Genomic DNA, 19,334 nt, shown 5'->3' with positions numbered 1-19,334 from the left:
CGACGCCCGGGTAGGTGGCCACCTCGGCGGAAGGTGGCAACACGTGCGTTGGAAGAATCTCGCGGAGCGGAACGTCTATGAGAACCGCTGGTTCCGGGTCAATCTCGCGGACGTCGAACTCCCCGACGGCCGGCACCTCGACCACTTCCTCATCCGGATGCGGCCCGTGGCCGTCGCCACGGTGGTCAACGATGCCAACGAGGTGCTGCTGCTCTGGCGGCACCGGTTCATCACCGACACCTGGGGCTGGGAGCTGGCCGCCGGGGTCGTCGAGGACGGCGAGGACGTCGCCCGGGCCGCGGCCCGGGAGATGGAGGAGGAGACCGGCTGGCGGCCCGGCCCGCTGCGGCACCTGATGACCGTCGAACCGTCCAACGGGCTCACCGACGCCCGGCACCACGTCTACTGGACGGACGAGGCCGAGTACACCGGTGAACCGGAGGACGGCTTCGAGTCGGACCGCCGCGAGTGGGTCCCGCTCAAGCTGGTGCCGGACATGATCGCCCGGGGTGAGGTGCCGGCCGCCAACATGGCCGCCGCCCTGCTCCTGCTGCACCACACGCGCCTCGGCTGATCACCTGCTCGACTGATCACCGCGGGGCGGCGGGGGACCCCCGTGCTCACCGGCCGACGACCTGCCAGACGGCGAGGCCGAGCCCGGCCAGGCCGGTGAGCGCGGCAAGGGAGGACACCGGCCAGCGGCCGCTCTCCAGCGCCTTGACGCGCTCCTCCACTTCGGTGATCTCGCGTTGCGCCTGGTCGCTGCGCTGGGTGAGCAGGGCGAGGCGCCCGTCGATGCGGACGACGCCCACGTCGAGTCTGCGCCGGAGCTCCGCGAGCTCTGCCGTCTTCGCGGCGTGCTCGGGGTGCATGGTCACGGTCCGTACTCCTTCCGGAAGGCCCCACGGCTGTTTCCGTGGTGAAAGCGCTGTACGACAAGGAAAGCGCGGGGCGGGGCCGGGCGGGAGCGTGTGCGGAGGGTGAGTACGGGTCAGCGCCGTACACCCCGTGTGAACGCCCTTGCGGCACATCACCGTTCGGGGAGCGGGCGTTCCTCGACCACGCGTTTCATCACCAGGGTGGAGTCCAGCCGCAGCACGCCCGGCAACGTGGCCAGGTGCTCGTCGTAGAGCCGCTGGTAGGCGTCGAGGTCGGCGGTGACCACGCGCAGCATGTAGTCCGGGTCGCCGAACAGCCGCTCGGCCCGCACCACCTGTGGGATGCCGGCGACGGCCCCTTCGAAGTCGCTGACCGTCTCGCGGTCCTCCTGGCGCATGGTGATGAACACCAGGGCCTCGAAGGTCATCCCGAGGGCGCGCGGATCCACCACGGCCCGGTAGCCGAGTATCGCCCCCGAGCGCTCCAGCTCGCGCAGCCGGCGGTGGCAGGGCGAGACGCTGAGGCGCACCCGGGCGGCCAGCTCGGTGACGGTGAGGCGGCCGTCCCTCTGGAGCTCGGCAAGGATTTTCCGGTCGAGGCTGTCCATGGGACATATTCTCCCTCCGCCACGCCGGTTCCGGGCAAAAGATGACAACACTTCCCGCCGGAACGCGCATAACCTTCCCCACCGCAACGGCAATTCGCCGTCACCGGCGGAATCGTCGTCGGAATCGTCAAACGTCCGGAAGGGGTGCGCAGCGCATGGCCGTCGGCTCCATGACCGCCTTTCTCACCGTCTCCGTCCTGCTCCTCCTCGTCCCCGGCGCCGACTGGGCCTACGCGATAGCCGCCGGCCTGCGCGACCGCTCCGTCGTCCCGGCGGTCGGCGGCCTGATGCTCGGCTACGCCGGGCTCACGGTGGTCGTGGTGGCCGGCGTCGCCGCGCTCGTCGCCGGGACGCCGAGCCTGCTGACCGCGCTGACCGTGCTCGGCGCGGGGTACCTGGTCTGGCTGGGGGTGGCGACGCTGCGCCGGCCGCCCGTGCCGGGAGCGGCGGCGGCCACCTCGGCGGCGCTGCCGCCGTCCCGCGTCCTGCTCCAGGGCGTGGGCACCAGCGGCCTCAACCCCAAGGGGCTGCTGCTCTACGTCTCACTGCTGCCGCAGTTCGTCGACCGGCACGGGACGTGGCCGGTGGCGGTCCAGACCGGAACGCTCGGGGTACTGCACGTGGCGGCCTGCGGGGTGGTCTACTTCGGCGTCGGCACGCTGGCCCGCCGGGTACTGCGGGCCCGGCCGTCCGTGGCGCTCACGGTGAGCCGGCTGTCGGGTGTCGCGATGGTGGGGATCGGCGCGTTTTTGCTGGTGGAGCGGCTGGTGGCGGCCTGAGGGGGCGCAGCCGGGCGCGCCCGGGCGGGTGCTGGGAGGCGGCGCCCCCGAAGCGGAGTGTGAACGTCCCGTTCGTCGGATACGGCTTCGTCCGGTCGGGCCGTGCGCAAGCTCCCATGCCTCCGGTCACGACGCAGTCGTTCCGCACGTGCGGGGCCGATGTCCGGGTGCTTCCGGCGGCGTGGGAGCCGACGAGCGGGAGCTACGGAGCGGGCGGCCCGGCGATGAGGGCCGTGCCGACGCGGCGGAAGCCGACCCGGCCGTACAGCCGGGCCACGTCGTCGTCACCGGCCGACAGGAACACGGTCTCCACACCCCGCGCCCGGGCGTCGGCCACCAGCGCGGCGGTGACGGCGAGGCCCAGGCCGCGCCGGCGGGCCACCGGCAGCGTGCCGACGCCCACGACCTCGCTGACCGGGCCGACCGGCTGGTGCTGCCCGGCGCTCAGGACCGTATCGCCTTCCAGCGCGGCGGCGACCGAGGTCAGACCGGCCCGGATCCGGCCGGCGAGGCGCTCCACGGTCCCGTCGGCGGTCAGCTTCCGGATCAGGGCGTCCAACTCCGTGACACCGGCCCGGCCCCTGCGCGTCCCCGGCTCCGCGAACGACAGGTACGGGACGGCCACCGCGCCGGGCAGTGCCGGATCGTCGGCGCCGACGATCCGGACGGTGACCCCGTCGGGCGCGCCTGTCGTCGCAGGGGGACCGGCGGGGCCGAGGAGCATCAGAGGGTGCTCGCGCACCACGAGCCCCGCCGCCTCGACCGCCGGCCGCAGGGCGGGGGACGTCTCGGCGACCCACTCGAACGCCTCGGGGACGCCGAGCTCCCGCTGCCGGGCCCGGACGCGCCGCACGTCGGCGGCGGTGACGCCGTCGCAGCCGGCGAGGGACGGACGGGCGTAGAACGGCCAGCCCGTGCCCTCCCGTACGAACAGGGTCAGCGGGCCGAACCGCTCACCCCGGGCGCTGCCGCGCGGGACCGCGTCGTAGTAGCGCTCCAGCCGGGCGAGGAGCGAACGGCCGGCGGGCGCGGCGGAACCGGTGGAGGTCACGGTGCATTGAAGCACCGCGGGCCCGCCCCCGGACAGCGGTTTTCCGCGCGGAACCGCGCTGTGGGGAGGGCGGGTTGCGCGTACGCGGCCGGATCAGCCGTAGGTGTAGAAGCCCGCCCCCGACTTCCGTCCCAGCCGTCCCGCGTCCACCATCCGCTGGAGCAGCGGAGGCGCCGCGTACAGCGGCTCCTTGTACTCGGCGTACATGCTGTCGGCCACCGACGCGACGGTGTCGAGGCCGATGAGGTCGGAGAGCTTGAGCGGGCCCATGGGGTGCGCGCAGCCCATCTCCATGCCGTTGTCGATGTCCTCGCGGCTGGCGATGCCCGACTCGAACATCCGGATCGCGGAGAGCAGGTACGGGATCAGCAGGGCGTTGACGATGAAGCCGGAGCGGTCCTGCGCGCGGATGGGGTGCTTGTCCAGCACACCGGACACCAGCGCCTCGGCGCGCTTGATCGTCTCGTCGGAGGTGGTGAGCGCCGGGATGATCTCGACCAGCTTCTGCACCGGGGCGGGGTTGAAGAAGTGGATGCCGATGACCTGGTCGGGGCGCGAGGTGGCGACCGCGAGCTTGACCAGCGGGATGGACGAGGTGTTCGACGCGAGGATGGCGTCCGGGCGGGTGACGACCTGGTCGAGCACCTGGAAGATCTCGGTCTTGACCTGCTCGTTCTCCACGACGGCCTCGATGACCAGGTCGCGGTCGGCGAACTCGCCGAGGTCGGTGGTGAAGCTCAGCCGGTCCAGGGCCGCGTCCCGCTCCGCCTCGGTGATCTTGCCGCGCTCGGCGGCCTTGCCGAGGGAGTTGGTGAGCCGGGTGCGGCCGAGCTCCAGGGCCTCGCCCGTGGTCTCGGCGACCTTGACGTCCAGGCCCGCCCGGGCGCACACCTCCGCGATGCCCGCGCCCATCTGGCCGCAGCCGACCACTCCCACGCGTTCGATGTCGCTCAAGACGTTGCCTTTCGGTGCTCTTCGTCGACCGGCGGGTGCCGGGATCGCTCCCGCCTCGGTCAGACGTTACTCCGAGCGGTCCGGTAGCGGGGGGCCCGGGGAGGGCATGCTCAGCGCGCACGGTGTGACACATCCGACAAGGAGTGAGCAACATATGGTGCGAATGACGCGAAGACGGTTCACGGCGGTCGGGGCGGGGGCGGTGACGGCCCTGGGCTTCGGGACGGGACGGGCGGGGGCCGCCGAGGCGGCCGGGACCCCGACGGAGTTCCGGGGCGTGTGGGCCGCCACCGTCGCCAACATCGACTGGCCGTCCCGCCCGGGGCTCACCCCGGACCGGCAGCGAGCGGAGCTCCTCGTCCTCCTCGACTCCGCGGCGACCCGCCGGCTCAACGTCGTCCTCCTCCAGATCCGTCCGACCGCCGACGCGTTCTGGCCCTCGCGGTACGAACCGTGGTCCGAGTACCTGACCGGCACTCAGGGCCGGGACCCCGGCTGGGACCCGCTCGCCTTCGCCGTCCGCGAGGCGCACCGGCGGAACCTGCACCTGCACGGCTGGTTCAACCCGTACCGCATCGCCAACCACACCGACCCGGGACGGCTCGTCTCGTCCCACCCGGCGAGGGTGCACCCCGACTGGGCGGTGCCGTACGGCGGGAAGCTCTACTACAACCCCGGTCTGCCGGACGTCCGCCGGTTCGTCCAGGACGCCATGCTCGACGCGGTGTTCCGCTACGACCTGGACGGGGTGCACTTCGACGACTACTTCTACCCGTACCCGGTGGCGGGGCAGGAGTTCGACGACGCGGCCGCCTACCGCCGGTACGGCGGGGCGTTCCCGGACCGGGGCGCCTGGCGGCGGGACAACATCGACCGGCTGGTGCGGGAGACGGGCGAGCGCATCAAGCGGCGGAAGAGGCGTGTGCGGTTCGGGGTCAGCCCGTTCGCCGTGTGGCGCAACAAGACGACGGATCCCCGGGGTTCGGACACCCGGGCCGGGGTGCAGACGTACGACGACCTCTACGCCGACACCCGTAAGTGGGTGCGCGAGGGGTGGATCGACTACGTCGTACCCCAGGTGTACTGGCACATCGGCAACGCCGCCGCCGACTACGCCACCCTCGTGCCGTGGTGGGCCGGGACCGTGCACGGCACCGACGTCGACCTGTACATCGGCGAGGCGCTCTACCGGCAGGGCGACCCCGCCCAGCCCGCCCCCTGGCAGGACCCGGCCGAACTCTCCCGCCACCTCACCCTCTGCCGACGCCACCGGGACGTGCGCGGCAACGTCTACTTCTCCGCCCGGCAGGTGCGCGACGACCCGATCGGGGCGATGGCGCGCGTGGTCGGGGACCACTACCCCCGCCGCGCGCGCCCGCCGCGCTGATCCTGCGGCGCTGGCCCCGCGGCGTGTGGCTACCTCTCGCCCGTCGCCTTGCGGTGGTCCACCACCGAGTCCGGGCCCGGCGACATGATCGTCTCGTGACCGTTGTCGGACCGGACGCGGTACGGGGGTGTGCCGTTGGGGCCGAGGACCTCGACGATCTCCACGACGTGGTCCTGCTGTCCGACGACCCTGCCGTGTACGACCAGGTGGTCGCCCTTGCTCGCATGCATCGACGCGGCTCCTTCCGTCGGGGTCGGTCGTGGCTTGTGCGCGTGCGCGCTGACGCGCGCGGTCCCTTCGAGTCTAGGGTCGCGGAGGCGGACCGGCCCGGTCTACGGCCCGATTGGGGGGTGCCCCGGTTCCTCCCCTTCGCCGTTTCCTGGGGCTGCGCCCCAGACCCCCCTTGTCGCGGCTCCGCCGCTCGTCCTCAATCGCCGGACGGGCTGAGACCAGCCCGTCCGGCGTTTGAGGACAACCGCGCGGAGCGCGGTTTCAGGGGGGTCTGGGGGCTTGCCCCCAGGAAACGGCGAAAGAGAGGGACCGGGGTACCCTCAACGCATCAAGTCCGCTGCGTCACCGCGATACACACCAGCACCGCGACAGCGGCAACCGGCGCCGCGGGCGAAAGCCGCTCGCCGAGAAGCGCCACCGACCACACCAGAGTGAGCAGCGGCTGCGCGAGCTGCAACTGACCCGCTCGTGCCACACCCGTCGCGGCCATAGCCCGGTACCACAGCCACATGCTCACGAACTGGGAGAAGGCGAGCCAGGCCAGCCCGGCCGTCGTCTTGCCGGTGAGGTGCACGGGCTCCAGGGAAAGCGCGAGCGCCGCGCCGGCCACGCCCGCGGGCAGGCAGAGGACGAGGGCCCAGGCGATCACGTGGGAGCCGGGCATGAGCCGGGCCAGCCGGCCGCCCTCGGCGTAGCCGGCGGCGCAGACCAGCAGCGCGGCGAACAGGTACAGGTCGCCGGTGCCGGGCCGGCCGCCGCTCTGGTACACGGCGAAGGCGATGACCACCGCGGCCCCGGCCACCGCCGCCACCCAGAAGGCGCGGGAGTGCCGGGCCCCGGTACGCAGCGTGGCGTAGACGGCGGTGGTCACCGGCAGCAGGCCGACGACCACGGCCGCGTGCGAGGTCGTCGAGGACTCCAGGGCGAGCGTGGTCAGCAGGGGGAAGCCGACGATGCAGCCGGCCGCGACGGTGACCAGCCCGCCCCAGTGCCGGCGGTCCGGCGGGGGCACCCGCCCGGCGAGCAGGAAGCCGCCGGCGAGCAGGGCGGCGAGGACCGCGCGGCAGGCGACCACCGACCAGGGGCCGAGCCCGTCCAGGGCCCAGACGGTCGCCGGGAAGGTCAGCGAGAACATGCCCACGGCGAGCAGGGCGAGGAGCGTGCCGCCGGTCGCCGTGTTGCCGTTGACCGCTATCGACATCGGGCGAGTAGCGCTATCTTGTGCTGTCATGCACGAGCGTAGCAGTGTCTCCGAACTGGCCGGACTCCTGCGGCAGGAGGTCGACCGCTACTCACCAGGTGAGAAGCTGCCGTCCAGCCGGACCCTGATCGATCGCTTCCGGGTCAGCCCCGTCACGGTCTCCCGAGCCCTCGCCGTCCTCGCGGCGGAGGGGCTGGTCGTGACCCGGCCGGGAGCGGGGGCGTTCCGCGCGGAGGCACGGCCGGCCGCTCGCGCGCCGTCGGGGGACACCTCCTGGCAGCAGGTGGCGCTGAGCGCCGAACCGGGGGACCGCACGGTGCCGCGTTCCGTCGAGGCGAGCCGGGTGTGCGCGACGTTCACCTCCACCCCGTCCGGCACCATCGACCTCGCCGGCGGCTACCTGCACGCCTCGCTGCAGCCCGAACGCGCCCTCGCCGCGGCCCTCGGCCGGGCGGGCCGCCGCCCCGGTGCGTGGGGGCGGCCCCCGGTCGAGGGCGTCGAGGCGCTCCGTGCCTGGTTCGCGCGGGCGATCGGCGGACCGGACGGTTCCGTCGCCGCCTCCGACGTCCTCATCACCGCCGGCGGCCAGAGCGCCCTCACCACCGCCCTGCGCGCCCTGGCGCCCCCGGGTGCTCCCGTGCTCGTCGAGTCGCCCACGTACCCCGGCGTGCTCGCCGCCGCGTACGCCTCCGGGCTGCATCCCGTGCCTGTCCCGGTGGACGCCGACGGCGTCCGTACCGACCTGCTCGCCGAGGCGTTCCGGGCCACCGGCGCCCGGGTGTTCTTCTGCCAGCCGCTCTACCAGAACCCGACCGGCGCCGTCCTCTCCGCCGAGCGCCGCCGCGACGTCCTCCGCATCGCCCGGGCCGCCGGCGCGTTCGTCGTCGAGGACGACTTCGCCCGCGGCCTCGCCCACGCGGACGCCCCTCCCCAGCCGCCCACCCTGGCCTCCGAGGACCCGGACGGCGTCGTCGTGCACGTCACCTCGCTGACGAAGTTCGTCTCGCCCAGCCTGCGGGTCGGCGCGCTCGCGGCTCGGGGGCCGGTGGTGGAGCGGTTGCGCGCGGTGCAGCTGATCGACAGCTTCTTCGTGCCTCGGCCTCTTCAGGAGGCTGCTTTGGAGTTGGTGGGGTCGCCTGCCTGGGCGCGGCATGCGCGGACGGTCGCCGCGGAGTTGCTCTCGCGGCGGGGGGTGTTTCTCGACGCGGTGCGGCGTGAACTGCCGTCCGTCGCGCTCGACCATGTGCCGCCGGGCGGCTTTCATTTGTGGCTGCGGCTGCCTGATGGGACGGACGAGGCCGCTTTTGTCGCGGGGGCGTTGCGTGTGGGCGTCGCTGTCGCGCCCGGGCGGCTCTATTACGCGGCTGAGCCGCCGGCGGCGCATGTGCGGGTGTGTGTGGCGGCTGTTGCGGGGGAGGCGGAGCTTGTGGAGGGGGTGCGGCGGTTGGGGCTGCCCCTGGCCCGCCCTTTCACCGTTTCCTGGGGCTGACGCCCCAGACCCCGAAACCGCGCTCCGCGCGGTTGTCCTCAAGCGCCGGACGGGCTGAGTGGTGCGCCCGAACGCGCTATCCAGCCTGTCCGGCGATTGAGGACGAGCGGCGAAGCCGCGATCAGCGGGGTCTGGGGCGCAGCCCCAGGAAACGGTGAAGGGGTGGGGCCGGGGTAACTCACCCTTCGAGCGGCAACACCCGCTCCAGCTCCCCGAACACCCGCTCCAACAGCGCCCGGTGAGCAACCATCACCCCATCCCCCGCCTCCCCCGCGAACACCCGCCGCAGCGACGTCGCACAAGCCCCCCGATAAGCGGCGACAACGAGAGCCGCGGTTATCCGAGGCTGAGGATCGCTGGGAAGCCCCCCGGGATGAGCGGCGATGGCGGCCGTCAGGGCCGCCTCCAGCTCGTCGGCCCCCTCGCGCAAGCGAGCCCGCAGCGCCGGCGAGCCGTACACGATCCGCCAGAACGGCGCGTGCCCGACGGCCGACAGCGGATGCCCCTCGTCGACGAGGCGCAGCGCGAGGCGGCGGAGGGCGGCGACGGGGGTCTCGTCGGGGGCGCGGTCGCGGACGGCCGCGGTGGCGAGCTCGATGCCCTCGGGGATGCGGTCGAGGAACAGGTCCTCCTTGCGCGGGAAGTGGTTGAACACGGTCATGGCCGAGACCTCGGCCGCCTCGGCCACCTCCGCCACCGTCACCTCCTCGAAGCCGCGCTCGAAGAACAGCCGCGTGGCCACGTCCGAGATCCGCTGCCGCGTCAGCAACTTCTTGCGCTGCCGCAGCGGCAGCTCCTCCGCCGCCGCCGGATGCGATGCCTTCCGTCCACTCATACGAGAAGGGTATATCGACTATAAAAGTTTAGTGGCTACAGTGAACCTCATGAACGTCATGAACCTCATGGAATCCCCGGAGTGCGACGTCGTCGTAGCGGGCGCAGGCCCCGTCGGCCTCACGCTCGCCTGCGAACTCGCGACGGCCGGCACCCGCGTCCTCGTCCTCGAACGCCGGACCGAGGTGGACCGGACCATCAAGGCCGGGGCCATCAACACGCCGAGCGCGGAAGCGTTCTACCGTCGGGGCCTGCTGCCGGCCCTCGCCGAGATCCAGAAGGAAGCGCTGGGCCGCTTCAGCTCGTTCGCCGCCGGCGCGGGACCCGCAGTGACGCCCGCTCCCCGGTTCGCCGGGCACTTCGCGGCGATACCGCTCCCGGCCGACCTCTTCGACGCGGGCGACCCCGAGTTCGGGAACGCCGGACCGGCGGCGGACGTCGGCCTCGTCCCGCAGGAGCCCCTGGAGCGGCTGCTCGGCGAGCGGGCCGCCGCCCTCGGCGTCGAGGTCCGCCGCGGGGTCACCCTCACCGGCTTCGACGCCGACGATGCCGACGACGCTGACGACGCCGACGACGCCGGCGTGACCGTCCACACCGACGCGGGCCCGGTCCGTACCCGCTGGCTCGTCGGCTGCGACGGCGGTCGCAGCACCGTCCGCAAGCTCGCCGGCTTCGCCTTCCCCGGCACCGACCCCGAGATCACCGGCCGCCAGGCGCTCGTCGAGATGACGGGCGCGGAGGCGCTGGGCCGCGGCTGGCAGACCACCGGCACCGGCCACTACGTCCACGGGCCGATGCCCGGCCGCGTCCTCACCGTGGAGTTCGACGGGCCCCCCGCCGACCGCGAATCCCCGGTCACCGCCCGCGAGATCGAGGACAGTCTGCGCCGGGTCACCGGCGCCGACGTGACCGTCACCGCCGTGCACACCGCCACCCGGTTCACCGACAACGCCCGCCAGGCGTCCACCTACCGCAAGGGCCGCGTCCTGCTCGCGGGCGACGCCGCCCACGTCCACTCGCCGTTCGGTGGCCAGGGCCTCAACCTCGGCATCGGCGACGCGATGAACCTCGGTTGGAAGCTCGCCGCCACCGTCCGCGGGTGGGCTCCCGATGGCCTGCTCGACACGTACACCGCCGAACGGCACCCCATCGGCGCCTGGGTGCTGGAGTGGACGCGCGCCCAAGTGGCCGTGATGCGGCCCGACCCGCACGCCCGCGCCCTGCGGACGGTGGTGCGCGACCTGATCGGAACCGTCGAGGGCACCACCCACTTCGTCAAGAGGATCTCCGGCGTCTGGCAGCGCTACGACCTCCCCGGCGACCACCCACTCACCGGGCGCAGCGCCCCCGACCTGGCCTTCGCCGACGGCAGCAGGCTCGGTGACCATCTCCACCACGGCCGCGCCCTGCTCGTCGGCCTCCATGACGACCCGGAACTCCGAGCCTCCGCCGAGGGGTACGGGGGCCGGGTCGAGGTGATCGCCGCCGCGTGCCCGGACCGTCTGGGGCTCGCCGCCCTGCTCGTCCGGCCGGACGGCGTCGTCGCGTGGGCGGCGGACGGGGACGGGGACGGCGACCGAGAAGGGCTGGGGGCCGCGCTGCGGCGGTGGTTCGGGGAGCCGGATCAGGCCGCAGCCGCCGCGTAATTCTTGAACGTACGGTTCGATTCGTATAGCGTCCCCTTCATGGGCAGGAACAAGGAGTTCGACCCCGACGCCGCACTGCGGTCCGCGCTGGACCTGTTCTGGCGCAAGGGGTACGAGGCCACCTCGATGCAGGACCTGGTGGACCACCTCGGCGTCAACCGGGGGAGCCTCTACGCGACCTTCGGCAGCAAGCACGACCTCTACCTGCGCGCGCTCGACCGGTACTGCGAACTCAAGGGTGAGGCGAGCCTGGAACTGCTAGGCAGCCCCGGGGCGGCGGTGCCCGCCGTCCGCGAGCTCATCCGGCGCTACGCCGCCGAGACGCTGGAGGACCCGGACCGCAAGGGCTGTCTGGTCACCAACACCGCCGTCGAGATCCTGCCCGGCGACGAGCAGGCCGAGCGGCGCGTGGCGTCGGCCCTGGACGAGCTGGAGACGGCCATCGCCGCCACCCTCGTCCGGGCCCGGAACCAGGGCGAACTGGCCGAGGGCGCCGATCCGCGCGCCCTCGCCCGCTTCCTCGTCACCTTCCTCCAGGGTCTGCGGGTCGTCGGCAAGACCGCCGACGGGCGCCGGCGGCTGGAGGACGCCGTGGACACGGCGCTGGGCGTGCTCGGCTGAGCCGGTCCGAACGCGCCGGTTCCGAACGCGCCGGTTCCGAACGCGCCGGCCCGGAACACATCGGAACCCCCTGAGGTGCACGGGGTTTTCGTTCGCCCTTTTATTGGAACGATCGGTTAGGAAAGGTGTTGCCGTCATGAGCCGAGCCACCACCGTCCCCCGGCCCGTCTACGTGCTCGCGCTGGGCATCTTCGCCATGGTGACCAGCGAGTTCGTGGTCGCCGGGCTGATGCCGCAGCTCGCGGAGGGGCTGGACGCCACCGTCCCCGAGGTCGGATACCTGATCACGGCCTACGCCGCGGCCATGGCCCTCGGCGGGCCCTTCCTCACCGTCGCGCTGATGCGGATGTGCCAGAAGAGCGCGCTGTACGTGCTGTTCGCCGTCTTCCTCGCGGGGAACGTGCTGGCCGCCACCGCCACCGACTACGCGGTGATGCTCGTCGCCCGGATCGTCACCGGCGTCGCCTCCCAGGCGTTCTTCGGCATCGGCGTCTCCCTCGCGGCCCAGCTCGCGAGCCCGGAGGCACGCGCCCGGGCGCTCGGCACGGCCATGAACGGGCTGATGCTGGGGACGCTGCTGGGGCTGCCGCTGGCCACCCTCGTCGGCGAACACCTCGGCTGGCGCGCCGCGTTCTGGGCGATCAGCCTGCTCACCGCCGTCGCCGCGCTGTGCACCGCCGTCGGCGTGCCCCGCCCGGGCCGCCCCGAGGGCGGGCTGAGCTTCCGGCAGGAGCTGGACACCTTCCGCAACCCCCGGCTGTGGCTGGTCCTGTCCACCAGCACCCTGATCATCGGGGCCACCTTCGCCGCGTTCAGCTACTTCAACCCGCTGCTCACGGAGGTCACGGGCTTCGGCACCGGCACCGTGCCGCTGCTGCTGATCGCCTACGGCGCCGCCAGTGTGCTCGGCAACTCCGTCGTCGCCCGGTTCGCCGACCGCCACACCCTGCCGGTGCTGTTCACCGGCCTCACCCTGAACGCGCTCTTCCTCGCCGGCCTCGCCCTGCTCGCCGATCTCCCCGTGCCCGCGGTGGTCTGCATGATGGGCATCGGACTCGTCGGCGTCACCATGAACCCGGCGATGATCACCCGCGTGCACCGCACCGCCAACGCCCGTCCCCTGGTCAACACCATCCACTCCTCCTTCATCACCCTCGGCATCATCATCGGGTCCTCGGTCGGCGGCCTGACCGTCTCCGGCTTCGGACTGCGCGGCCCGGTGTGGCTCGGCGCCGGCCTGGCCGTGCTCGGTCTGCTCACCCTCGTCCCCGACCTGCGGCGACGGGGGAGGGACAGGGGCAGGGGCGGTGAACCCGTGGTGGCGGAGGTGGAGAAGGAGCTGTGCGCGGCCCGCGGGTGACGGGCGCTCACAGCTCCCGGTACATCACGTGCAGGCCGACGTAGCCCTCCCGCGGATGCCGGAACGCGCCCGGCACGGTGCCCACCACCTCGAAGCCCAGCGACCGGTACAGCCGCACGGCCGGCTCGTTGCACTCGACGACCGCGTTGAACTGCATCCCCCGGAAGCCCGCCGCCCGCGCCCACTCCAGCGTGTACACGCACAGGGCCCGGCCGACGCCCCGGCCGGCGTGCGCCGGGTCCACCATGTAGCTCGCGCTCGCGATGTGCGCGCCGTTGCCCGGGCGGTTGACCGTCATATTGGCGGTGCCCAGGACCGTACCGGCGTCGTCCACGGCCACGACCGTGCGGTTCGGCGCCGGCAGCAGCCACAGGGCGCGGGCCGCCTCCTCGTCCAGGTCGAGCGGGTACACGAACGTCTCGCCCGCGGCGGTGATGTGACGGAGGAACGGCCAGATGGCGGGCCAGTCCCGCTCGGTGGCCTCTCGGATGCGCATGGGCGCGATGATTCACGGGGGCCGGGCGGGACGCCATCGCTTTTCGCGGTCAGGAGGAGGCGCCTTTCGCGGTCAGGAGGAGGCGCCGTGGCGTCCCAGGGAGCCGCCGAGGAGGCCCAGGGCGATGCCGACCACGATGAAGACGACGTTCGCGTAGACCGCGTAGCCGTCGGGCGCGAGGTACCGCAGGAAGCCGAAGAGCCGGAACCAGCCCAGCCATTCGTGCAGCAGGCCGGTGATCCCGCCGGCCGTCAGGACGAAACTCAGGAAACCCAGGACACTCTTCATACGGCGACGGTAGGAGGCGCCGGGCGGCCCCCGCGTCGGCCGTCGGGAGCCGCCGCGCCGACCGAAGGACGTTTCCGGCGGGCCCGCCGTCGTCCGAAGGTATCGGTCCGCGGCCGAAGGTATCGGCCTGCTGCCGGGCCCGCCGCCCGTCGCCCGGGAACGCGTACATTCCGGTCATGACCCGCCTCCGTCCCGCCACCCGCGACCGGCTCGCCGACCTCGGGTGCTTCCTGCTCGCCGCCGCCTTCTCGGTGGCCACCGCCGAGGACGCGCTCGACGGCCGCCGGCTGTCCGACGCGGCCCTCCTGGCCGACCAGTTGGCCGGCGGCCTCGCCTGCGCGGCGCTGTTCCTGCGGCGGCGGTGGCCCGTGCAGGTCGCGGTGGCGCTGGTGGTGACCGGGGCCTTCTCACACTTCGCGGCCGGCCCGATCATGGTCGCCCTGTTCACCGTCGCGGCCCACCGGCCGCCGCGCGTCACCCGGTGGGTCGCCGCGTTCACGGCCCTGCCGCTGCCCCTCTTCCTGCTCGGCCGGCCGTCGCTCGACGAGCCCGGCACCGCCGCCGCGTTCACCTACTTCGCCCTGGTCGCGGGCGCCTTCGGCTGGGGCCTGTACGTCCGCTCGCGGAGCCAGCTCGTCGCCGGGCTGCGGGAACGCGCCGACCGGGCGGCGGAGGAGGCGCGGCGGCAGGTGCGCGAGGAGATCGCGCGCGAGATGCACGACGTGCTCGCGCACCGCCTCTCGCTGCTCAGCGTGCACGCGGGTGCGCTGGAGTTCCGGCCGGACGCACCCGCCGAGGACATCCGGCGGGCCTCCGGTGTCATCCGGGACGCCGCGTACCAGGCCCTGGAGGACCTCCGCGAGATCATCGGCGTCCTGCGGCCGCCCGCCGGCGACACCCCGGACCGGCCGCAGCCGACCCTCGACGACATCCCCCGGCTCGTGGAGGAGTCGCGGGCGGCCGGCATGCGGGTGGAGGTCGGGGTGCGGGTGGAGGGTGGATCCGAGGGTGGGGCCGGCGGTGAGCTCGGGGGCGAGGGCGGGGGCGGGTCCGGCGGCGTGCCGCCGGCCGCCGTCACCGGGCGCACCGCCTACCGGATCGTGCAGGAAGGGCTCACCAACGCCCGCAAGCACGCGCCCGGCGCGGACGTCACCGTCACCGTCGAGGGCGGCCCGGAGGCGGGGCTGGTGGTGGAGGTGCGCAACGCGTTGCGCAGTGCGGTTCCTGTGGCGGTGCCGGTGGGGGCTCGCGGGGGCGTTACGGGGGCGGCCTTTCCCGGCGCGGGCCTTCCCGGCGCGGGCCTTCGCGGCGAGGGCATCCCGGGTGCCGGCATTCAGGGCTCCGGCATCCCGGGCGCCGGGCAGGGCCTCACCGGCCTCGCCGAGCGCGCCCGGCTGGCGGACGGCCGGCTGGAACACGGCTGCGTGGACGGGGAGTTCCGGCTGCGCGCGTGGCTGCCCTGGGGCGGGCGGCGTACGCCGCCCGCCCCCGCGTGACCGGGGGGCGGGCCGGGGTCCCGGGTCCTTCCCCCGGGCGCCGGCCCGGGATCCCGGATCCGTCCCCCGGCGCTGGCCCGGGATCCCGGATCCGTCCCCCGGCGCTGGCCCGGGATCCCGGATCCGTCCCCCGGCGCCGGCCCGGGACCCCGGATCCGTCCCCCGGCGCCGGCCCCGGCCGGCCGATAAAGTGAGCCCCACCCGCCTGCCGCCGCCCTCGCCCACCCCGAGGCAGCCCGAGAAGCCCGAGGACCGCCCGGTGACCGAGACCGAGCCCGCTCCTGAGCCCGCTCCCGCGCCCATCCGCGTCCTCCTCGTCGACGACGACCCGCTGGTCCGCTCGGGGCTGCGGCTGATGCTGGGCGGCGCCTCCGGCGTGGAGATCGTCGCGGAGGCGGCGGACGGCTCCGAGGTGGAGCCGCTGGTCGACGCGCACGCCCCGGACGTCGTCCTGATGGACATCCGGATGCCGACGGTGGACGGACTCGCGGCCACGGAGACGCTGCGCCGCCGCCCGCACCCGCCCGAGGTCGTCATGTTGACCACGTTCAACACCGACGACCACGTCCTGCGCGCCCTGCGGGCCGGCGCCGCCGGCTTCGTCCTCAAGCACACCCCGCCGCCGCAGATCGTGGAGGCCGTGCGGAAGGTGGCCGCCGGGGAACCGGTGCTCTCGCCGGCCGTCGTCCGGCAGCTGATCGCCCAGGTGGCGGACGGGACCGGGCCCGGCGACCGGGCGGCCCTGGCCCGGCGGCGGCTCGCCGGGCTCGGCGAGCGCGAGCGGGAGGTCGCCGTCGCCGTCGGCCGCGGCCGGTCCAACGCGGAGATCGCCGCGGACCTCTACCTGAGCGTGCCCACGGTCAAGACGCACGTCTCCCGCGTCCTCACCAAGCTCGGCCTCAACAACCGGGTACAGATCGCGCTTCTGGTGCACGACGCCGGGGAGTCCTGACGTGCCGTCGGGAAGCGGCGTCCTCGGCCTCGCCCCGCAGTACACGACGACCCGCGACCTGCTGGCGCGCGCCGCCCGGCGCCGCGGCATGGACGTCGTGACGCTGCCCGCCCGCCCCACGGGCGACGGAACGGGCCCCGGCGGCGGCCACTACTACGGCGGCCCCCACTACGCCGCCCGGTTCGGCGCCGGCCTCGGGGTGGCCCTCCTGGAGCCGGCCGACGACTGGCTGCCCCGGCTGCCGTTCGCCTTCCGCCGCCGGGAGACCGTGCTGACGACCCTGGGCGCGGCCCGCCGCCTGGACCGGCCCTCCTTCGTGAAACCGCCGTCCGACAAGAGCTTCCGGGCCGCCGTCCACGCGGGCGGCGACGGGCTGCCGGCCGCCGACGAGCTGCCGGATGGGACGCCGGTGCAGGTCGGCGAAGTGGTGGAGTGGGCCGTGGAGTTCCGGCTGTTCGTGCTGGACGGCGAGGTGCGCGCCGGCAGCCAGTACGCGGTCCACGGGCGCCTCGAATCCGCCCCCCTCGACGGGCACCCGCACCGCGCCGCCGTCCTCTCCTTCGCCCGCCGCCTCCTCGCCACCTGCGGCGACACGCTGCCCAGCGCGGTCGTCGTCGACGTCGGGCTGCTGCGCACCGAGCGGGCGCCGGACGCCGAGTGGGCGGTGGTGGAGGCCAACATGGCCTGGTTCAGCAACTGCTACGCGGCCGATCCGGACCGGGCCCTGGACGTCGTCCTCCGCGCGGCGGGCCCACGCGAGCTGCTGTCCGAGCGGGACCGCGGGTTCTGCCGGGGCGCGTGAGGTGCGCGTGAGGGGCGGGGCCCCGACCCGGAGGTGCCCGTTCAGGCGGGCAGGGCGGGGTAGTCGGTGTACCCCTTGTCGTCGCCACCGTAGAAGGTGGCCCGGTCCGGCGTGTTGAAGGGGCCGCCGGCCTGGAGGCGGCGGGGCAGGTCGGGGTTGGCCAGGAACAGCGCGCCGAAGGCGATCATGTCGGCCGTGCCGTCCTCGATCAGGCCGAGCGCCTCGGGGCCGGTGGGGTCGGGGTGGGTGAAGGGGTTCAGGACGAACGTCCCCGGCCAGTCCTTGCGCAGCCGCAGGGTCAGGTCGCGGTCCGGGCCCTCCATCAGGTGCAGGTAGGCCAGGCCCAGCGGGGTCAGCCGCTCCAGCAGCGTGCCGTAGGTCTCCGTCAGGTCGTCCGCGTCGGTCTCCGCGATGTCGTTGTACGGGTTGCCGGGAGAGATCCGGAAGCCGACCCGCTCCGCGCCGACCGCCTCCACGACGGCCTTGACCGTCTCGACGGCGAAGCGGATCCGGCCCTCGACCGAGCCGCCCCAGCCATCGGTGCGCCGGTTGGCGTTCGGGGCGAGGAACTGGTGGATGAGGTAGCCGTTGGCGCCGTGCACCTCGACCCCGTCGAAGCCCGCGGCGATCGCGTTGCGGGCGGCGGCGGCGAAGTCGGCGATGGTGGCGCGGATCTCGGCCTCGTCGAGCTCCTTCGGCGTCTCGAAGTCCTTCGGGCCCTGGTGGGTGAAGACCTGGCCCTGCGGGGTGACGGCCGACGGGGCGACCGGGACCAGGCCGTCGGGGAGCAGGCTGGGGTGGCCGACGCGGCCGGTGTGCATCAGCTGGGCGAAGATCGTTCCGCCCTCGCGGTGGACGGCGTCGGTCACCGTCCGCCAGGCCGCCACCTGCGCGTCGGAGTGCAGGCCCGGGGTGTCGGGGTAGCCCTGGCCGACGACCGACGGCTGGATCCCCTCCGTGACGATCAGCCCGGCTCCGGCCCGCTGGGCGTAGTACGTGGCCGTCGAGGGCGTCGGGGTGGCGCCGGGCCCGAAGGCGCGGCTGCGGGTCATCGGGGCCATCGCGACGCGGTTGGCCAGTCGCTTGCCGCTCAGCTCGATCGGTTCGAACGCGGTGGTCATGTCGGATTCCTTTCGTCGGCCGCACCGGGGTCCTCGGGGGCCGGGCGGGAGCTCGTGGACACCATGATGCACGCAATTACCTGTTCGAACAAGTAAATCCTCGTGGGCTTGGGCTTCGGAGGGATGGTGGCGGGTGTTTGTGCAGGTGATGGCGTCCTTCTCGCGGGGGCTGCTCCCCGTAGTAGGCTCGCTATCTCCCCTATGGGAGGGATGATTGTCCGGACAGTCAGTGGCCTGGAGGTGCGCGTGCGCCGCAGGCCGGCGAGGGAAAGGTCGGGTGCCGGGATGAGTCGGTCGACGAGGTCGACGAGTGGGAACGCCGGGGAGCCGGAGGGCGCGGAGGGCTGCCCGGCCGCCGCGACGACGGACGGGGTGACGCTGTCCGTCCCTGCCTCGGCGCGGACCGGTCCGGTCAGCCACGCGATCTTCCGCGTGGCCCGCCTGCACCGCATGATCGCCGGGCAGTTGCTGCGCGCCGTCGGACTGCACCCGGGGCAGGAGTTGGTGATGATGCAGCTGTGGGAGCTGGGCCCGCAGCGGCAGGCCGATCTCGTCCGGCTGCTCGACTCCGACGCCGCCACCATGACCCGCACCATCCAGCGGCTCGAACACGCCGGCTTCGTCCGCCGCAGCCCCTGCCCGGACGACCGGCGCGCCGTCCTCGTGGAGCCCACCGCGGCCAGCCGCGCCCTGCGTCACGAGGTCGAACGCGTCTGGACCCGGCTGGAGGAGGGCGCCACCGGCGACCTCACCGCCGAGGAGCGGGAAGCGGCCCTGCGGGCGCTGGGTCGCCTAGAGGAGAACCTCGCCCGGACGGTGGCCGGGGGCGAGGTGGCGGGTGGCGGCCGTTGACGGAGGCCGTTGACGGAGGCCGGTTACGGAGGCCGGTCACGGTCGCGAGCCGGACGGCGCGCGGTCGTGGCGGACGTCGTCCGCGGCTTCGGTGAGCGGCTGCCTTCGCTCGCCGATGTCGCGCAGCTCGCGCGTGGGGCGGGTGTGGCGGGCGGGCCGCCGTGACGCCGTCGCTGCCGCGGGCGGCCGGGGAGACGGCGCGGCGCGTCCTCGACGCCGTCGGCTGTGACGACTGCGGCTTCGCCCAGGCGCTCTCTCCGGGCACCCTGCTTGCGGGCTGGATCACCG

General features: G+C 73.8%; 21 protein-coding genes. 11 read left to right on the top strand and 10 right to left on the bottom strand.

The annotated features are described in order from the left end of the window. Positions 1-43 precede the first annotated feature (43 nt). Entirely contained in the window at positions 44-574 is a 531-nt protein-coding gene (locus JNW98_RS18815) for an NUDIX hydrolase (protein ID WP_223769421.1), read from the top strand. Positions 575-620: 46 nt separating this feature from the next. On the opposite strand, the gene JNW98_RS18810 is transcribed toward JNW98_RS18815, so the two are convergent. Then, entirely contained in the window at positions 621-872 is a 252-nt protein-coding gene (locus JNW98_RS18810) for a hypothetical protein (RefSeq protein ID WP_221903609.1), read from the bottom strand. 158 nt (positions 873-1,030) lie between these two features. Continuing rightward, positions 1,031-1,486, bottom strand: a complete 456-nt coding sequence (locus tag JNW98_RS18805; protein ID WP_223769420.1) for an Lrp/AsnC family transcriptional regulator — start codon at positions 1,484-1,486, stop codon at positions 1,031-1,033. A 155-nt stretch (positions 1,487-1,641) separates the two neighbouring features. On the opposite strand from JNW98_RS18805, the gene JNW98_RS18800 reads away from it, so the two are divergent. After that, entirely contained in the window at positions 1,642-2,265 is a 624-nt protein-coding gene (locus tag JNW98_RS18800; protein ID WP_223769419.1) for a LysE family translocator, read from the top strand. A 202-nt stretch (positions 2,266-2,467) separates the two neighbouring features. Here JNW98_RS18800 and JNW98_RS18795 read toward each other — a convergent pair whose 3' ends face one another. Together JNW98_RS18795 and JNW98_RS18790 are read right to left on the bottom strand one after the other, a co-directional pair. Further along, complete coding sequence (locus tag JNW98_RS18795) at positions 2,468-3,316, bottom strand: GNAT family N-acetyltransferase (protein WP_223769418.1); 849 nt, start codon at positions 3,314-3,316, stop codon at positions 2,468-2,470. 93 nt (positions 3,317-3,409) lie between these two features. Continuing rightward, the gene (locus JNW98_RS18790; protein WP_223769417.1) at positions 3,410-4,270 is read right to left on the bottom strand and encodes a 3-hydroxybutyryl-CoA dehydrogenase; all 861 of its coding nucleotides are present in this window, start codon (positions 4,268-4,270) and stop codon (positions 3,410-3,412) included. Positions 4,271-4,424: 154 nt separating this feature from the next. Between JNW98_RS18790 and JNW98_RS18785 the strand changes: the two genes are divergently transcribed. Further along, the gene (locus JNW98_RS18785; protein ID WP_223769416.1) at positions 4,425-5,657 is read left to right on the top strand and encodes a glycoside hydrolase family 10-like protein; all 1,233 of its coding nucleotides are present in this window, start codon (positions 4,425-4,427) and stop codon (positions 5,655-5,657) included. A gap of 29 nt (positions 5,658-5,686) precedes the next feature. Here JNW98_RS18785 and JNW98_RS18780 read toward each other — a convergent pair whose 3' ends face one another. Beyond that, positions 5,687-5,887 (bottom strand): DUF1918 domain-containing protein, encoded by a 201-nt coding sequence (locus JNW98_RS18780; protein WP_223769415.1) that lies wholly within the window; start codon positions 5,885-5,887, stop codon positions 5,687-5,689. Positions 5,888-6,216: 329 nt separating this feature from the next. Next, complete coding sequence (locus tag JNW98_RS18775; protein WP_223769414.1) at positions 6,217-7,119, bottom strand: DMT family transporter; 903 nt, start codon at positions 7,117-7,119, stop codon at positions 6,217-6,219. On the opposite strand from JNW98_RS18775, the gene JNW98_RS18770 reads away from it, so the two are divergent. Continuing rightward, positions 7,118-8,578, top strand: a complete 1,461-nt coding sequence (locus JNW98_RS18770; protein WP_223769413.1) for an aminotransferase-like domain-containing protein — start codon at positions 7,118-7,120, stop codon at positions 8,576-8,578. The two genes, JNW98_RS18775 and JNW98_RS18770, sit on opposite strands and share 2 nt — an antisense overlap. 178 nt (positions 8,579-8,756) lie before the next feature. On the opposite strand, the gene JNW98_RS18765 is transcribed toward JNW98_RS18770, so the two are convergent. Beyond that, entirely contained in the window at positions 8,757-9,413 is a 657-nt protein-coding gene (locus JNW98_RS18765; protein WP_223769412.1) for a TetR/AcrR family transcriptional regulator, read from the bottom strand. A gap of 49 nt (positions 9,414-9,462) precedes the next feature. Here JNW98_RS18765 and JNW98_RS18760 point away from each other — a divergent pair, with 49 nt between their 5' ends. From JNW98_RS18760 to JNW98_RS18750, 3 genes are all read left to right on the top strand, one after another. Next, the gene (locus JNW98_RS18760) at positions 9,463-11,058 is read left to right on the top strand and encodes an FAD-dependent monooxygenase (RefSeq protein ID WP_308015628.1); all 1,596 of its coding nucleotides are present in this window, start codon (positions 9,463-9,465) and stop codon (positions 11,056-11,058) included. Positions 11,059-11,097: 39 nt separating this feature from the next. Beyond that, positions 11,098-11,679 (top strand): TetR/AcrR family transcriptional regulator, encoded by a 582-nt coding sequence (locus JNW98_RS18755; RefSeq protein ID WP_223769411.1) that lies wholly within the window; start codon positions 11,098-11,100, stop codon positions 11,677-11,679. A 136-nt stretch (positions 11,680-11,815) separates the two neighbouring features. Continuing rightward, complete coding sequence (locus JNW98_RS18750) at positions 11,816-13,039, top strand: MFS transporter (RefSeq protein WP_223769410.1); 1,224 nt, start codon at positions 11,816-11,818, stop codon at positions 13,037-13,039. Between the two features lie 7 nt (positions 13,040-13,046). Here JNW98_RS18750 and JNW98_RS18745 read toward each other — a convergent pair whose 3' ends face one another. Together JNW98_RS18745 and JNW98_RS18740 are read right to left on the bottom strand one after the other, a co-directional pair. Then, entirely contained in the window at positions 13,047-13,535 is a 489-nt protein-coding gene (locus JNW98_RS18745; RefSeq protein ID WP_223769409.1) for a GNAT family N-acetyltransferase, read from the bottom strand. A 72-nt stretch (positions 13,536-13,607) separates the two neighbouring features. Next, complete coding sequence (locus JNW98_RS18740) at positions 13,608-13,823, bottom strand: hypothetical protein (protein WP_223769408.1); 216 nt, start codon at positions 13,821-13,823, stop codon at positions 13,608-13,610. A gap of 176 nt (positions 13,824-13,999) precedes the next feature. Between JNW98_RS18740 and JNW98_RS18735 the strand changes: the two genes are divergently transcribed. The 3 genes from JNW98_RS18735 (at position 14,000) to JNW98_RS18725 (ending at position 17,073) form a co-directional block, all read left to right on the top strand. Then, positions 14,000-15,319: a sensor histidine kinase gene (locus JNW98_RS18735; protein ID WP_223769407.1), complete on the top strand. Its 1,320-nt coding sequence runs from the start codon at positions 14,000-14,002 to the stop codon at positions 15,317-15,319. 259 nt (positions 15,320-15,578) lie between these two features. Further along, the gene (locus tag JNW98_RS18730) at positions 15,579-16,271 is read left to right on the top strand and encodes a response regulator transcription factor (RefSeq protein ID WP_223769406.1); all 693 of its coding nucleotides are present in this window, start codon (positions 15,579-15,581) and stop codon (positions 16,269-16,271) included. A gap of 1 nt (position 16,272) precedes the next feature. Continuing rightward, the gene (locus JNW98_RS18725; protein ID WP_223769405.1) at positions 16,273-17,073 is read left to right on the top strand and encodes an ATP-grasp domain-containing protein; all 801 of its coding nucleotides are present in this window, start codon (positions 16,273-16,275) and stop codon (positions 17,071-17,073) included. Between the two features lie 41 nt (positions 17,074-17,114). Here JNW98_RS18725 and JNW98_RS18720 read toward each other — a convergent pair whose 3' ends face one another. After that, positions 17,115-18,194, bottom strand: coding sequence for an alkene reductase (locus tag JNW98_RS18720; protein WP_223769404.1), 1,080 nt, complete (start codon positions 18,192-18,194; stop codon positions 17,115-17,117). Between the two features lie 285 nt (positions 18,195-18,479). On the opposite strand from JNW98_RS18720, the gene JNW98_RS18715 reads away from it, so the two are divergent. Then, positions 18,480-19,046, top strand: a complete 567-nt coding sequence (locus JNW98_RS18715; RefSeq protein WP_223769403.1) for a MarR family winged helix-turn-helix transcriptional regulator — start codon at positions 18,480-18,482, stop codon at positions 19,044-19,046. Positions 19,047-19,334 lie beyond the last annotated feature (288 nt).

The sequence above is a fragment of the Streptomyces huiliensis genome, from assembly GCF_020037025.1.
Classification (GTDB): Bacteria; Actinomycetota; Actinomycetes; order Streptomycetales; family Streptomycetaceae; genus Streptomyces; species Streptomyces huiliensis.
This window is presented reverse-complemented; position numbering and strand designations above follow the sequence as displayed.